This is a genomic window from Streptomyces sp. NBC_01803, assembly GCF_035917415.1.
GTDB lineage: Bacteria > Actinomycetota > Actinomycetes > Streptomycetales > Streptomycetaceae > Streptomyces.
Genome location: NZ_CP109073.1, coordinates 5,588,865 through 5,603,838 on the forward strand (window position 1 = coordinate 5,588,865; position 14,974 = coordinate 5,603,838).

A 14,974-nucleotide genomic window follows, 5' to 3' on the forward strand; every position below is an offset into this window, starting at 1 on the left:
CGTCCGGAGTGGGCCGCGAGGTGGCCTTCCTCGAACAGCCGGTCCCCTGGGCACCCGGGGACAGCACTCCGCGGGCGTCCGCGTCGCTCCCGGATCGGCCCCCCAGAGCGGGACGTCGTCCACCGCGCGCCGTCCCGGCGCCAGGGCGGCGGCCCGGGTCAGCAGGCACCCGGGCTCGCGGTAGCCGTCGACCGGCCCGCCGGCGAAGTTGTCCCCCCGGGGCGTACCGCCTCTCCCGCTGGTTGCCCAGGGCGATGTCCCGTGGGGCGACGAACTCCGGTGGCGCGGTCCGGTCCGGCCCCGGTGCCACGGAGCCGGAGAGCGCGCCGAGGAGCCGGCCGGCCCGGCCGCGAGGGTGAGGCGGCGCATCCCTCCAGCTCCGCCAGGGCCCGCCAGGCCCGGCCACCGGAGCCGGGCCTGGCGGGCCGCTCTGGCGCCCGCGCCGGTGAGCTGGCATCGTCCTGCCCAGCCGCGCCACGCGCGTACCGCCGCACCGCCCGGGGAGCCGCCATGACCACGACCCACGCCGCACCGCCGTTCCCGTCCGAGCCGCTGTGGCGTCCGGGCCCCGGACAGGTCGCCGCGGCCCGGATCACCCGATTCCACGCCCACGCCGCCGCCCGGCACGGCGCCCCGGCCCCGCGCCCGGACGACCCCGCCGGCAGCTACGCCGCGCTGCACCGCTGGTCCGTCACCGCGCTCGACCCGTTCTGGCGGGCCGTCACCGACTGGTTCGACGTCCGCTTCACCACCCCCTACGACACGGTGCTGGCCGACGCTGTGATGCCCGGGGCCCGGTGGTTCCCCGGAGCCACCGTCAACTACGCGGAGCACGCGCTGCGCGCGGGCGAGGACCCGGCCCGGGCCGATGAGCCCGCGCTGCTGCGCGTCGACGAGCGGCACGAGCCCGAGCCGGTCACCTGGGCCGAACTGCGGGCCCGGGTCGGCTCGCTGGCCGCCGCGCTGCGCGGCCTCGGCGTGCGCCCCGGCGACCGGGTCAGCGGCTATCTGCCCAACATCCCCGAGGCCGTCATCGCACTGCTGGCCACCGCCGCCGTCGGCGGGGTGTGGACCTCCTGCGCCCCCGACTTCGGCGCCCGCGGCGTCCTGGACCGCTTCCAGCAGGTGGAGCCGGTGGTGCTGTTCACGGTCGACGGCTACCGCTACGGCGGCCGGGTCCACGACCGCGCCGACACCGTCGCGGAGTTGCGCGCCGGGCTGCCCACGCTCCGCGCCGTCGTGCACGTCCCGCTGCTCGGCACGCCGGCTCCCGAAGGCGCCCTGGAGTGGGCCGAGCTGGCCGGCACCGGCCCCGGAGCGGACGCCCCGGCCCCCGAGTTCACCCCCGTGCCCTTCGACCACCCGCTGTGGGTGCTGTACTCCTCGGGCACCACCGGGCTGCCCAAGGCCATCGTCCACTCCCAGGGCGGCATCCTCGTCGAACACCTCAAGCAGCTCGGCCTGCACTGCGATCTCGGCCCGGGCGACCGCCTGTTCTGGTACACCTCCACCGGCTGGATGATGTGGAACTTCCTCGTCTCCGGTCTGCTGACCGGCACCACCGTGGTCCTCTACGACGGAAGTCCCGGCTTCCCGGCCCCGGACGCCCAGTGGCGTGTGGCCGAACGCACCCGCGCCACCCTCTACGGCACCTCCGCCGCCTATGTGCTGGCCTGCGCCAAGGCCGGCGTCCACCCCGGGCGCGACCTGGACCTCTCGGTGACCCGCTGCGTGGCCACCACCGGCTCCCCGCTGCCGCCGGACGGCTTCCGCTGGCTCCACGACGAGGTCGGCGGCGATCTGTGGATCGCCTCGGTCAGCGGCGGCACCGACGTCTGCAGCTGCTTCGCCGGAGCCGTGCCCACCCTGCCCGTGTGGACCGGCGAGTTGCAGGCCCCCTGCCTCGGCACCGACCTGCGCTCCTGGAGCCCGGACGGCCGGGCGCTGACCGACGAGGTCGGGGAGCTGGTCGTCACCACCCCCATGCCCTCGATGCCGGTCCGGTTCTGGAACGACCCGGGCGACGTCCGGTACCGCGACAGCTACTTCGCGATGTTCCCCGGCGTGTGGCGGCACGGGGACTGGACGACGCTCACCTCGCGCGGCACGGTCGTCATCCACGGCCGGTCCGACTCCACGCTCAACCGGCAGGGTGTGCGGATGGGGTCGGCCGATATCTACGAGGCGGTGGAGCGGCTGCCGGAGATCCGCGAGTCCCTGGTCATCGGCATCGAACGCCCCGACGGCGGGTACTGGATGCCGCTGTTCGTCCGGCTGGCCGAGGGCGCCGTGCTCGACGACGCGCTGCGCGCGCGGGTCCGGGACACCATCCGGGCGGCCCTGTCGCCCCGCCACCTGCCGGACGAGATCATCGAGATCCCCGGCGTCCCGCACACCCTGACCGGCAAGCGACTGGAGATCCCGGTCAAGCGCCTCCTGCGGGGCGCGCCCCTGGAGACAGCGGTGAACCCGGGCTCGGTGGACGACCCGGAGCTGCTGCGGTTCTTCGAGCGGCTGGCCCGCGAGCGGGCCGTTGTCAGTGGCTCCGACTACGGTGAGTGACCAAGGCATTCCGATCCGTTCGGGGATTGAGGGGGAGTCATGGCACACACCACACGGCGCGGCCGGCGGAGCGCGGACCCGTGGGGCGAGGCGGCGGGCACGGTGGCGGTCGTCGCGGACGAGACCGGCTTCGCGCTCATGCGGCGGTACGCCTCGTTCCGTTTCACCGACCACGCCGGCTATCTGCGCCGCACCGAGGAGCTGCTGCGGTCGATGTCCGGCCGGCACGGGCACACCAGCGTCGCCCTGTTCGACCCGGCCGGCTTCGCCGAGTTCTGCGAGCGGGAGGGGCTGCCGCCGGACGACTCCGCCAGCCGCGCGCGGTACACGGCGGAGGTGGCCGCCCGGGGCGCCACCGTGCCGTACGAAGGGCAGCCGCTGGCCCGGCTGGTCCCGGCGCTGCTGGCCGAGACCGTGCGGTGGGAGACCTGGGAGCTGGGCACGGACCTGCTGGCCGCCGCCGGGTCCTGCCCCCGTTGCGGGGCGCCGATGTCGCGGTGCGCGTTCCAGCGGGCGGCCGGGCTGCTCACCGAGATCCTCCAGCGGGCCGAGCCGGGCACGCACCATCTGGTGTGCAGCCTCATCGCGGAGACCGGGCCGCTGATGGCGGCGCTGACGGCCGGGCGCGGCGAGGAGGGCTCGCTGGAGCTGCCGGAGCCCGAGGCGCTGGTGCTGTGCACGTTGCTGGCGGTCGGGGTGGCGACCGGCGACCCGGGCGGGCTGGTGCTGCGCTCGCGCGCCGGGGGAGCGGAGCGCGGGAAGCCCGGGGGATCCGGGGAGCAGGTGCGCGGCTGGAGCCTGACCGGGGGGCGGCTGCGCGGCCTGAGCGAGGCGGAGGTCTTCGCGGCGTATTGCACCGACGCGCGCACGGGCGAGCCGGTGCCGCCCGAGCACGGCGTGGTCTACCGGGGAGCGGAGGACGTCGGCCCCGGCCGCTGCGCGGAGCCGTGACCGGGCGGGGCGCGTCGCCCCGCCCGGTCACCGGTCACTCGCCGGAGAGCACTCCCCGGGCGGCCGTGCGGGCCTCCTCGGCGCTGTCCGCCGCGCGGGCCGCGGCGGCGGCGCGCTCGCACTGCGCCAGGGTGTGCTTGGCCAGCGTGGCCCGCACCGGGGCGATCGCCGCGGCGCCCATGGACAGGCTGGTGACGCCGAGGCCGGTCAGCACACAGGCCAGCAGCGGATCGGCGGCGGCCTCGCCGCAGACCCCGCAGCTCTTGCCCTCGGCCCCGGCCGCCTCGGCGGCCAGCGCGACGAGGTCCAGCAGGGCGGGCTGCCACGGATCCTGGAGCCGGGAGACGGCGCCGATCTGACGGTCGGCCGCGAAGGTGTACTGGGCGAGGTCGTTGGTGCCCAGCGAGAGGAACTCGACCTCCTGGAGGATCGCCCGCGCCCGCAGCGCGGCGGACGGGATCTCCACCATGGCGCCGTATTTGGCACGCAGCCCGGCCGCGCGGCAGGCGTCGGCGAACGCCCGGGCGTCGGCCCGGTCGGCGACCATGGGCGCCATGACCTCCAGGTAGACCGGCAGCTCCTCGGCCGCCCGCGCCAGGGCCCGCAGCTGTGTGCCGAGCACCTCGGGGTGGGCGAGCAGCGCCCGCAGCCCCCGCACGCCGAGCGCGGGGTTCGGCTCGTCGCCCGGCGTGAGAAACGGCAGCGGCTTGTCCGCGCCCGCGTCCAGCACCCGCACCACGACCCGTCCCTCGGGGAACGCCTCCAGCACCTCCCGGTAGACGGCGACCTGGTGATCCTCCGGGGGAGCGCCCGCCCCGCTCGACTGATCGAAGAAGAGGAACTCCGTGCGGAACAGCCCCACGCCCTCCGCGCCCGCCGCCACGGCCGCGGCGACGTCGCCCGGACCGCCGATGTTCGCCAGCAGCGGCACCTTGTGGCCGTCCGAGGTGGCGCCTGGACCCGTGCTCTCGGCGAGCGCCGCCCGGCGCTCCGCCGCCGCCACGGCCAGGGCCGCGCGCTCCTCGCCGCTCGGGTTCACCACCACCTCGCCCGTGCTGCCGTCCACCGCGACGACCATGCCCTCCGCGATCTGGCGCGCCTCCGGCAGCGCCACCACGGCCGGCACCCCCAGGGAGCGCGCCAGGATGGCGCTGTGACTGGTCGGGCTGCCCTCCTCGGTGATGAAGCCCAGGACCAGCGAGGGATCGAGCAGGGCGGTGTCGGCCGGCGCCAGGTCCCGGGCGATCAGCACGTACGGCTCGTCGCTGTCCGGCACGCCCGGGATCGGCACACCGAGCAGCCGCGCCACGATCCGGTTGCGCACGTCGTCCAGGTCCGCCACCCGCCCCGCCAGATACTCCCCGGCGGCAGCCAGCAGGGCCCGGTAGGCGGCGAAGGCGTCGAACACCGCGCGCTCCGCCGGGGCGCCCACGGAGATCCGGCGCTCCACGTCGGCCATCAGCTCGGGGTCCGCCGCCATCAGCGCCTGGGCCTCCAGGACTGCCTGGGCCTCGCCCCCGGCGAGCTGGCCCCGCGCGTTCAGATCGGCGGCCACCGCCTGCGCCGCCCGCCGGGCCCGGGCGAGCTCGCGCGGCGCCTCCTCGTCGGAGATCCGTCCGTCCGGCGGCTCCAGCACCGCCGTACCCATGTGTCTGACCTCGCCGATCGCCACTCCGTGGCTGACCCCGACGCCTCTTAGCCTGGTCCGCATGTCACCCGCCTCGCTGTGCCGTTTGAGTGCGGCAAATCACACCGAAGCCTAATTCATCTCTCCCCGGCCGCTCCGGGGGGCGCCCTGCTCCCATCCGCCGTGGGGCGGCCCGGTATGGTCAGAGCGCACAACGCCGGCTCGGGGTATCAGGAGGCGTCCGGGTGGAGGTCCAGGAGACGCGCGTTCAGACGGATCGGGTCCTCACCATTCCCAACGTCCTGAGCATGGCCCGGCTGGCGGGCGTGCCGGTGTTCCTGTGGCTCGTCCTCTCCCCGGTCTTCGACGGCCCCGATCTCGACGGCTGGGCGCTGCTGCTCCTGGCCGTCAGCGGGGTGAGCGACTATCTGGACGGCAAGCTGGCCCGCCGCTGGAACCAGATCAGCGCCCTCGGCCGCATCCTGGACCCCGCCGCCGACCGGCTCTACATCCTGTCCACCCTCATCGGCCTCACCTGGCGCGACATTCTCCCGGTGTGGCTCACGACACTCCTGCTCGCCCGCGAACTGATGCTCCTGGTGACCGTGTGGCGCCTGGACCGGCACGGATACGCCCCGCCGCAGGTGAATTTCCTCGGGAAGGCGGCGACATTCAACCTGATGTACGCCTTCCCGTTGCTGCTGCTCAGTGACGGAAGTAGCTGGGTGGCATCACTCGCTGCTATTTTCGGATGGGCGTTCGCCGGCTGGGGTACAGCGCTCTATTGGTGGGCAGGGATTCTCTACGTGGTTCAAGTCCGCCGTCTCCTGAAGGCGGATGCCACCTCCGACTAGTCCGCTCTGCCAAGTGACGCAGGGGCCTGGCGCCCGCACGTGCCGCACATACCGGGGAGCCACCCCGGGCCCGGGCCCCTCCGGACGGGCGCGGTCGGAGTGACTGTCGACTCCCCAAGGAGGACACTTCCGATATGAAGGCCGTCGTAATGGCTGGTGGCGAAGGCACCCGGCTTCGCCCGATGACCGCGAGCATGCCCAAGCCCCTGCTTCCCGTGGCGAACCGCCCGATCATGGAGCACGTGCTCCGGCTGCTGAAGCGGCACGGGCTTACCGAGACCGTCGTCACAGTGCAATTCCTCGCCTCCCTCGTGAAGAACTATTTCGGGGACGGTGAGGAACTCGGGATGGATCTCACTTACGCACATGAAGAAAAGCCACTGGGCACGGCCGGAAGTGTGAAGAATGCCGAGGACGCGCTCAAGAGCGACTCATTCCTGGTGATCTCCGGTGACGCGCTCACCGATTTCGACCTGACCGATCTCATCCGGTACCACCGGGAGCGCGGCGCCCTGGTGACTGTCTGCCTGACCCGTGTTCCCAATCCCCTGGAGTTCGGGATCACCATCGTCGACGAGGACGGTCGCGTCGACCGGTTCCTGGAGAAGCCCACCTGGGGGCAGGTGTTCTCGGACACCGTGAACACCGGCATCTACGTGATGGAGCCCGAGGTCTTCGACTACGTCGACCCGGACGTCCCGGTCGACTGGTCGGGCGACGTCTTCCCCCGCCTCATGAAGGAGGGCAAGCCGGTCTACGGCTATGTCGCCGAGGGGTACTGGGAGGACGTCGGCACCCACGAGAGCTACGTCAAGGCGCAGGCCGACGTGCTGGAGGGGAAGGTCGACGTCGAGATAGACGGCTTCGAGATCTCGCCCGGCGTCTGGATCGCCGAGGGCGCCGAGGTCCACCCCGACGCCAAGCTCAGGGGGCCGCTCTACATCGGTGACTACGCGAAGATCGAGGCCGGCGCGGAGATCCGCGAGCACACGGTCATCGGCTCGAACGTGGTCGTCAAGGCCGACGCCTTCCTGCACCGGGCAGTCGTTCACGACAACGTCTACATCGGTCCGCAGACCAATCTGCGCGGCTGCGTCGTCGGCAAGAACACCGACATCATGCGCGCGGCCCGGATCGAGGACGGCGCGGTCATCGGTGACGAGTGCCTGGTCGGCGAGGAGTCCATCGTCCAGGGGAACGTCCGCGTCTACCCGTTCAAGACGATCGAGGCCGGCGCCTTCGTCAACACCTCCGTCATCTGGGAGGCACGCGGCCAGGCCAACCTCTTCGGCGCCCGCGGCGTCTCCGGCATCCTGAACGTCGAGATCACCCCCGAGCTCGTCGTCCGCCTCGCCAGCGCCTACGCCACCACGCTGAAGAAGGGGTCCACGGTCACCACCGCCCGCGACCACTCCCGAGGCGCCCGCGCCCTGAAGCGCGCCGTCATCTCGGCGCTCCAGGCCAGCGCGATCGACGTCCGCGACCTGGAGAACGTGCCGCTGCCCGTCGCCCGCCAGCAGACCGCGCGCGGCAGTGCCGGCGGCGTCATGATCCGCACCACGCCGGGCGTGCCGGACTCCGTCGACATCATGTTCTTCGACGAGCGCGGCGCGGACCTCTCCCAGGCCGGCCAGCGCAAGCTGGACCGCGTCTACGCCCGCCAGGAGTACCGCCGGGCGTTCCCCGGCGAGATCGGCGACCTGCGTTTCCCCGCCAGCGTCTTCGACGCCTACGCCGGCTCCGTGCTGCGCGCCGTCGACACCACCGGCGTCGCCGAGTCCGGGCTGAAGATCGTCGTCGACGCCGCCAACGGCAGCGCCGGCCTGGTTCTGCCGAGCCTGCTGGGCCGGCTCGGCGTGGACGCGCTCACCATCAACCCCGGCCTGGACGAGGCGCGCCCCACCGAGACCGCCGACGTCCGGCGCGCCGGTCTGGTGCGGCTCGGCGAGATCGTCTCCTCCGCCCGCGCCGCCTTCGGCGTCCGTTTCGACCCGGTCGGCGAGCGGCTGGCCCTGGTCGACGAGCGGGGCCGGATCATCGAGGACCAGCGGGCCCTGCTGGTCATGCTCGATCTGGTGGCCGCCGAGCGCCGCAGCGGGCGCGTGGCGCTGCCGGTGACCACCACCCGCATCGCCGAGCAGGTCGCCGCCTACCACGGCACCCAGGTGGAGTGGACCACCACCTCGCCCGACGATCTGACCCGGGTCGCCCACAAGGAGGGCTCGGTCTTCGGCGGCGACGGTCAGGGCGGCTTCATCATCCCCGAGTTCAGCAGCGTCTTCGACGCCACCGCGGCCTTCGCCCGGCTCATCGGCCTGGTGGCCCGCACCCAGCTCTCCCTCAGCCAGATCGACGCCCGCATCCCGCGCGCCCACGTCCTGCGCCGGGATGTCGCCACACCCTGGGCGATCAAGGGCCTGGTCATGCGCCGCGTCGTGGAGGCCGCCGGGGACCGTTCCATCGACATCACCGACGGCGTGCGGGTGGTCGAGCCGGACGGCCGGTGGGTGCTGGTGCTGCCCGACCCGGCCGAGGCCGTCACCCACCTGTGGGCCGAGGGACCGGACGACGCCGCCGCGTCGGAGCTGCTCGACCACTGGGCGGGTGTGGTGGACAGCGCGGAGCGGTGACCCCGGGGCCCTGATCGCGCCCCGGACCCATTCGGCCCAACGGGGGGCGCCGTGCGACGATGTCCGCCATGCCACCGCAGGAGCCCGGACACCGCGCCCCGGCGCGCCCCGACGCCTCCATGTCGCTGCTGACCGCCGTCATGAACCACACCCTCGACGAGGGATACGCCCAGGCGGCGGCCAGACGGAAGGCCGAAGGCCGGTCGGACCTGCCGCGCTCCACGCGCGCCAGACTCTGGCTGGCCGCCGGCCTGGTGCTGGCGGCCCTGGTCGTCACCCTGGGCGCCGCACAGGCCCGTGAGGCCGCCCCCGCCGTCGCCCGGGAGCGGCAGGAGCTGCTGGACCGCGTGGCGGCGGGCACCGAGGCGCTGGACGATCTCCAGGCCGAGGTGGGCGCCCTGCGCGAGGATGTCGCCGCCCGCCAGCGCGAGGCGCTGGGCGCCGCCGACGCGGGCCGGGGCGACCTCATCGCCCTCCTGGCCGGCGCCACCGCCGTCGAGGGCCCCGGCGTCGAGCTCACCGTCGACGACGCCGAGGACGCCGAGGACGCCGACCAGGGGGCCGGGGGCGGCCCCGGCGGCTTCTCGAACACCGGTCGGGTCCGTGACCGCGACCTCCAGCGCGTCGTCAACGGGCTGTGGCAGGCCGGCGCGGAGGCCATAGCGGTCAACGGCAGGCGGCTCACCGCGCTGTCCGCGATCCGCGCCGCCGGCGACGCCGTCCTTGTCGACAACCGGCCCCTCGCCCCGCCCTACACGCTGCTCGCCGTCGGTGCCGGCCAGGAGATGGCCGCCGCGTTCGAGGCGTCCGCCGAGGGACGGTATCTCGGCGTGCTGCGCGACAGCTACGGTCTCCGGACCGCCCTGTCCGTGCGGGACGACCTGCGCCTGCCGGCCGCCCCCGGCGTGACCACGCGCAGCGCCCGGCCCGTTCTCCCGCCCGAGGACCCACGGGCTGAGGACCCGCCTGAAGACTCCGTGCCTGAGGACCTCCCGTCTCAGGACGCCTCGCCTCAAGACGCCCCGCCTCAAGAAAGTAGTGCGCCGTGATCGCCGTTCTGGGACTCGTCCTGGGAGTCGTGGTCGGAATCCTCACTCGCCCGGTGGTCCCGACCGGCGTCGAGCCGTACCTGCCCATCGCCGTGGTCGCCGCCCTGGACGCCGTGTTCGGCGGGCTGCGCGCCATGCTGGACGGGATGTTCGACGACAAGGTCTTCGTGGTGTCGTTCCTGTCGAACGTCACGGTGGCCGCGCTGATCGTCTTCCTGGGCGACAAGCTCGGCGTCGGCGCCCAGCTCTCCACAGGCGTCGTCGTGGTCCTCGGCATCCGGATCTTCTCCAACGCGGCGGCCATCCGCCGCCACGTCTTCGGGGCGTGACCCGGTGACCGACGAACACACCGACCCGGCCCCCGGCCCCCGCCTCACCGGGCGCCGCGCCCTGCTGGCCGGCCTGTGGCCGCCGCGCGCCACCCGGGGCCAGCTCGTCGCCGCCGTGCTGCTGTTCGTGCTCGGCCTGGGCCTGGCGATCCAGGTGCGGGCGGCGGGCAGCGAGGAGACGGCGCTGCGCGGCGCCCGCCGGGAGGACCTGGTGCGCATCCTCAGCGACCTGGACGACCGCGCCGCCCGCCTGGAGGACGAGCGCGCCGCGCTGGAGGACCAGCGCACCGAGCTGGAGACCAGCTCCGACCAGGCCGAGGAGGCCCGGCGGCAGGCCCTGGAACGCGAACGGCAGCTGGGCGTCCTGGCCGGCACGGTCGCCGCCGAGGGCCCGGGCATCACTCTGCGCATCGACGATCCATGGGGCACCGTCGAGGCCGATATGCTGCTCGACGCGGTGCAGGAACTGCGCGCCGCGGGCGCCGAGGCCATCCAGATCAACGACGTGCGGATCGTGGCCGGCACCTCCTTCGTGAACGACGGCGACGAGGTGCTCATCGACGGCCGCCCCGCCGACGCGCCGTTCCTGGTCGAGGCCATCGGCCGGCCGCAGGATCTGGAGCCCGCTCTGAGCATCCCCGGGGGTGTGGTGCAGTCCCTGGAGAACGAGCAGGCGGAGGTGGACTTGGCACGGCCCGACAAGGTCGTCGTGGACGCCTTGCGATCGGCGGAGCAGCCTGACTACGCTCAGTCGTCATCGTGACCGACCGCACCGGGGCCGCCGCACTTCGGTGGCGCTCGGTGAGGGAAACTGAACGGGGGCCGTGGACGTTGTCAGGACGTCCTGTACGGCCGGTGAGAGACAATGGACCGCCCCGTCCGCAGACGGGTCGGGCTAGGTGCGAGGGGAATCGCTGGTGAGCTTTTTCGCTAAGTTGTTCGGCAGGCGTCAGAGTGGCGCGCACAGCGCCACACGGCCGCGCGCCCGCCAGCATGGCGAGACGCCGCCGGCGTCCGGTGCCGAGCCGGGCCGCCCGTTGTTCCGGGACGAGGTCGGCGCCCCCGGCGGCATAGGCTCCCAGGGCTCCGGCGGGCATCAGCAGACGGTCACGTGTTCCCGCTGCGGGCACCGCTCGGCCGCCACCAGCCGGTTCTGCTCCAACTGCGGGAACGCCCTGCGGCCCGGCATGGACGGCTCCTCGGAGACGACGTCCACGATCTCCATCAGCGGGCTGGAGGCGTACGAGGCCGAGATCACCGGCCAGCACCCGTCACCGGCGCTCTCCCCGGAGGCCCAGGCGGCTGTGGAGGCCCTGCCGCCCGGCTCCGCGCTGCTCATCGTGCGGCGCGGGCCGAACTCGGGGAGCCGCTTCCTGCTCGACGGCGAGGTGACCACCGCCGGGCGCCATCCGCACAGCGACATCTTCCTGGACGACGTCACGGTCTCCCGCCGCCATGTGGAGTTCCGGCGGCAGCCGGACGGTGGCTTCACGGTGAGTGACGTCGGGAGCCTCAACGGCACCTATGTCAACCGCGAGCCGATCGACTCGGTCGTGCTGGCCAACGGCGACGAGGTCCAGATCGGGAAATACCGGCTGGTGTTCTTCGCCAGCAGGCAGGGATTCTGAGCCTCCGCGGGGCGCGTGCGCGCCCCGCGGGGGGTGCTCGACTATCCAAATGCCCCGGGCACCGCCTAGGGTTGCTGTGTGAATCAGCTCGACGTCGTGGGCGTACGGGTGGAAATGCCCAATAATCAGCCCATCGTGCTACTCCGTGAGGTCGGCGGTGATCGCTACCTCCCGATCTGGATCGGACCGGGAGAGGCGACCGCCATCGCGTTCGCCCAGCAGGGCATGACCCCTGCCCGGCCGCTGACGCACGACCTCTTCAAGAACGTGCTGGAAGCGGTGGGGCAGGAGCTCAGCGCGGTGCGCATCACCGACCTGCGCGACGGGGTCTTCTATGCCGAGCTCGTGTTCGCCAGCGGGGTCGAGGTCAGTGCCCGTCCGTCCGACGCCATAGCTCTCGCGCTGCGCGTCGGCACGCCGATCTACGGCAGTGACGCCGTGCTCGACGACGCGGGGATCATCATCCCCGACGAGCAGGAGGACGAGGTCGAGAGGTTCCGCGAGTTCCTCGACCAGATCTCCCCGGAGGACTTCGGCACGAGCAGCCAGTAGCGGCGCGTGGCGATCGTTGACGCGCCGCGTGTGGATGCCTAGCGTCGATGGGGCATGTCTTGGGAGGAGCGCTGTGTGCGTGCTCATCGTGACATTCGGTGAGTGTCAAGGACACGGTCGGGGCATGCGGAACGGGAGGCCGGCGTGACAGGTAACGGCGACAGCAGAGCGGTCGGCGGCGTCCCCGCCCTCCCCGGCGCGCCGACGTCGCCGGGCCTGCGGCCGTCTGTCGGCCCCCAGGGGCGCGGCACGCCGGGTCGGCTCGGATACCGGGGGCCCAGCGCCTGCGCGGCGGCCGGCATCACCTACCGCCAGCTCGACTACTGGGCGCGGACCGGCCTGGTGCAGCCCAGCGTCCGCCCGGCCCACGGTTCGGGCACCCAGCGCCTGTACAGCTTCCGCGACGTGCTGGTCCTGAAGATCGTCAAGCGGCTGCTGGACGCCGGGGTCTCCCTGCAGAGCATCAGGACGGCGGTCGAGGCCCTGGGCTCGGCCGACCTGGCGGAGCTCTCCGACATGACCCTGATGAGCGACGGCGCCACCGTCTACCGCTGCGACTCGCCCGAGGAGCTGGCCGAGCTGCTCCGGGGCGGGCGCGGCCTGTTCGGCATCGCGGTGGGCGCCGTGTGGGGCGATGTGGAGAGCGCCCTGTCGCGCCTGCAAGCCGAGCGGCTCGACACCGGGGAGCCGGTGCTCGTCGGCCACCCGGCCGACGAGCTGGCCCGGCGTCGACGCACCCCGGCCGACCGCATCGGCTGACCGGCCCGGCCACGCCCGGCGCCGCTGTCAGACCCCTGCGGCACCATCGGACGTGTGAGAGGCCAGCCGACCATCCTGCACCTCGACATGGACGCCTTCTACGCCTCGGTGGAGCAGGCGGCCAAGCCGAGCCTGCGCGGGAAGCCGGTCATCGTCGGCGGCCTCGGTCCGCGCGGTGTGGTGGCCACCGCGTCCTACGAGGCCCGCCGCTTCGGCGTGCGCTCCGCGATGCCGACGGCCCAGGCCAGGCGGCTGTGTCCGAACGGCGCCTATCTCTGTCCCCGCTTCACGGTCTACCGGGGGGTCAGCGAGATCGTGATGGGCCTGCTGGCCGAGCTTTCGCCCCTGGTGGAGCCGCTGAGCCTGGACGAGGCGTTCGTCGACCTGGCGGCCGGCGGCACCGCCGCCACCGCCGACGAGGCGCGCCGCGCCGGGGAGCGGCTGCGGGCCGGGATCCGGGAGGCGACGGGGCTGACCGGCTCGGTGGGGCTGGCGGGGTCCAAGATGCTCGCCAAGATCGCCTCCGAGCAGGCCAAGCCGGACGGTCTGCTCCTCATCGAGCCGGGCACCGAGCGGGAGCTGCTGGCGCCGATGCCGGTGCGGACGCTGCCCGGCATCGGCCCGGCCACCGCCGAGGTGCTGCGCCGGGCGGGCATCGGCACGATCGGGGAGACGGTGCGGGCCGGGGAGGCGGAGCTGCTGCGGCTGCTGGGCAAGGCGCACGGCGCCTCGGTGCACGCCATGGCGAACGGGGTGGACGATCGGCCGGTGGTGGCCGACCGGGACACCAAGTCGATCTCCGTGGAGGACACCTTCGACGTGGACGTCACCGACCGGGCCCGGATCCGGTTCGAGGTGGCGCGGCTCGCCGACCGCTGCGTGGGGCGGCTGCGCGCGGCCGGTCGCTCCGGGCGCACGATCGTGCTGAAGGTCCGGCGGTACGACTTCTCGACCCTCACCCGCTCCGAGACGCTGCGCGGCCCGACGGACGATCCGGCCGTGGTGCGGGAGGCGGCCGAGCGGCTGCTGGAGGGCGTGGACACCACCGAGGGGGTGCGCCTGCTGGGCGTCGGCGTCAGCGCGCTGGCCTCGTTCACCCAGGAGGACCTTTTCGCGCAGGCGTCGGAGGGCGGCGGGGACGCGGTGGCCGGGCCGGAGCCCGAGGAGGGCGGGGCGGCGGGCGCGGAGCCGGCGGCGCCCCGGCGCTGGCTGCCGGGGCTCGACGTGACGCACGAGCGGTATGGGGCGGGCTGGGTGCAGGGCAGCGGTGTCGGCCGGGTGACGGTGCGCTTCGAGCGGCCCGGGTCCGAGCCGGGCCGGGTGCGGACGTTCGCCGTGGACGATCCGGAGCTGGCGGGCGCGGAGCCGCTGCCGCTGGCGGCGGCCCGGCCGGCTCAGCCGGCCGAGCCGCCTCGGTCCGGCCCGTCGCCCGGGGAGGCGAGCCGGCCGAAGTCCGTGTCCTCGGCCCCTTCCCCGGCGCTGGGCACGTCGAGCCCGTAGTGGTGGTAGAGCCGCAGCTCCTGTTCGGGCGAGAGGTGGCGCCCCACCCCGAAGTCGGGCGCGTCTTTGATCAGCGCCCGTTCGAACGGCACCCGCAGCGCGTCGTCCACCAGTTCGCTCGGCTCCAGCGGCACGAAGGCGTCCCGGGTGAACAGGCCGGTGCGCACCGCCGCCCACTCCGGCACCCCGGTGGCGTCGTCGAGGTACACCTCGTCCACCGTGCCGATCTTGGTGCCGTTCCGGTCGAACGCCTTGCGGCCGATCAAGCTCCGGGGGTCGATGTCGGTCTGCACGGGTCCTCCAACTGATCGCCACTCGTCCGTAAAAAGTCCTCTATGGCATACGTAAGAGCACAATCCGCCCGATGGCCAGTCGAGTGGCTCCCCCGAACCGTGCGAAGCGGGCGCTGGTAGGCTCGAACACGGTTGACGACCTCGTGCGGGAGAGTCCTGGTGTCATCCGACGCCGGGCGCCGAAGGAGCAAATCCTCCCCGGAATCTCTCAGGCCCCCGTACCGCGCGAGCGAAGCCACT

13 protein-coding genes and 1 riboswitch are annotated in these 14,974 nt (G+C 73.5%); of the genes, 11 read left to right on the plus strand and 2 right to left on the minus strand.

The features are described 5' to 3' along the window. Window positions 1-510 precede the first annotated feature (510 nt). Both OIE51_RS25525 and OIE51_RS25530 read left to right on the plus strand, forming a co-directional pair. Window positions 511-2,562 carry an acetoacetate--CoA ligase gene (locus tag OIE51_RS25525; protein WP_326600213.1) on the plus strand — a complete coding sequence of 684 codons (2,052 nt, stop codon included), beginning with the start codon at window positions 511-513 and terminating at the stop codon, window positions 2,560-2,562. Window positions 2,563-2,601: 39 nt separating this feature from the next. Then, a complete protein-coding gene (locus OIE51_RS25530) occupies window positions 2,602-3,513 on the plus strand; it encodes a hypothetical protein (RefSeq protein WP_326600214.1) in 912 nt (303 codons plus the stop codon). Between the two features lie 34 nt (window positions 3,514-3,547). On the opposite strand, the gene ptsP is transcribed toward OIE51_RS25530, so the two are convergent. Then, window positions 3,548-5,224, minus strand: coding sequence for a phosphoenolpyruvate--protein phosphotransferase (gene ptsP / locus OIE51_RS25535; protein ID WP_326600216.1), 1,677 nt, complete (start codon window positions 5,222-5,224; stop codon window positions 3,548-3,550). 161 nt (window positions 5,225-5,385) lie between these two features. Here ptsP and OIE51_RS25540 point away from each other — a divergent pair, with 161 nt between their 5' ends. From OIE51_RS25540 to OIE51_RS25580, 9 genes are all read left to right on the plus strand, one after another. Further along, the gene (locus OIE51_RS25540) at window positions 5,386-5,994 is read left to right on the plus strand and encodes a CDP-alcohol phosphatidyltransferase family protein (protein WP_326600217.1); all 609 of its coding nucleotides are present in this window, start codon (window positions 5,386-5,388) and stop codon (window positions 5,992-5,994) included. A 134-nt stretch (window positions 5,995-6,128) separates the two neighbouring features. Continuing rightward, the gene (locus OIE51_RS25545; RefSeq protein WP_326600218.1) at window positions 6,129-8,624 is read left to right on the plus strand and encodes a mannose-1-phosphate guanyltransferase; all 2,496 of its coding nucleotides are present in this window, start codon (window positions 6,129-6,131) and stop codon (window positions 8,622-8,624) included. Between the two features lie 59 nt (window positions 8,625-8,683). Then, window positions 8,684-9,673 carry a DUF881 domain-containing protein gene (locus tag OIE51_RS25550; RefSeq protein WP_442812015.1) on the plus strand — a complete coding sequence of 330 codons (990 nt, stop codon included), beginning with the start codon at window positions 8,684-8,686 and terminating at the stop codon, window positions 9,671-9,673. Further along, a complete protein-coding gene (locus tag OIE51_RS25555) occupies window positions 9,670-10,002 on the plus strand; it encodes a small basic family protein (protein ID WP_326600220.1) in 333 nt (110 codons plus the stop codon). Before OIE51_RS25550 ends, OIE51_RS25555 begins: the two co-directional genes overlap by 4 nt. Window positions 10,003-10,006: 4 nt before the next feature. Beyond that, on the plus strand, window positions 10,007-10,765 hold the full coding sequence (locus tag OIE51_RS25560; RefSeq protein WP_326600221.1) for a DUF881 domain-containing protein: 759 nt from the start codon (window positions 10,007-10,009) through the stop codon (window positions 10,763-10,765). A gap of 154 nt (window positions 10,766-10,919) precedes the next feature. Next, on the plus strand, window positions 10,920-11,630 hold the full coding sequence (locus OIE51_RS25565; protein WP_326600222.1) for an FHA domain-containing protein: 711 nt from the start codon (window positions 10,920-10,922) through the stop codon (window positions 11,628-11,630). A 78-nt stretch (window positions 11,631-11,708) separates the two neighbouring features. Continuing rightward, a complete protein-coding gene (locus OIE51_RS25570; protein ID WP_059008346.1) occupies window positions 11,709-12,182 on the plus strand; it encodes a bifunctional nuclease family protein in 474 nt (157 codons plus the stop codon). A gap of 144 nt (window positions 12,183-12,326) precedes the next feature. Next, window positions 12,327-12,941: a MerR family transcriptional regulator gene (locus OIE51_RS25575; RefSeq protein ID WP_442812016.1), complete on the plus strand. Its 615-nt coding sequence runs from the start codon at window positions 12,327-12,329 to the stop codon at window positions 12,939-12,941. Between the two features lie 54 nt (window positions 12,942-12,995). Further along, window positions 12,996-14,441 (plus strand): DNA polymerase IV, encoded by a 1,446-nt coding sequence (locus OIE51_RS25580; RefSeq protein ID WP_326600223.1) that lies wholly within the window; start codon window positions 12,996-12,998, stop codon window positions 14,439-14,441. Here OIE51_RS25580 and OIE51_RS25585 read toward each other — a convergent pair. Then, window positions 14,336-14,734: a PRC-barrel domain-containing protein gene (locus OIE51_RS25585; protein WP_326600224.1), complete on the minus strand. Its 399-nt coding sequence runs from the start codon at window positions 14,732-14,734 to the stop codon at window positions 14,336-14,338. The genes OIE51_RS25580 and OIE51_RS25585 overlap by 106 nt on opposite strands. 136 nt (window positions 14,735-14,870) lie before the next feature. After that, window positions 14,871-14,968: riboswitch (glycine riboswitch) on the plus strand. Window positions 14,969-14,974 lie beyond the last annotated feature (6 nt).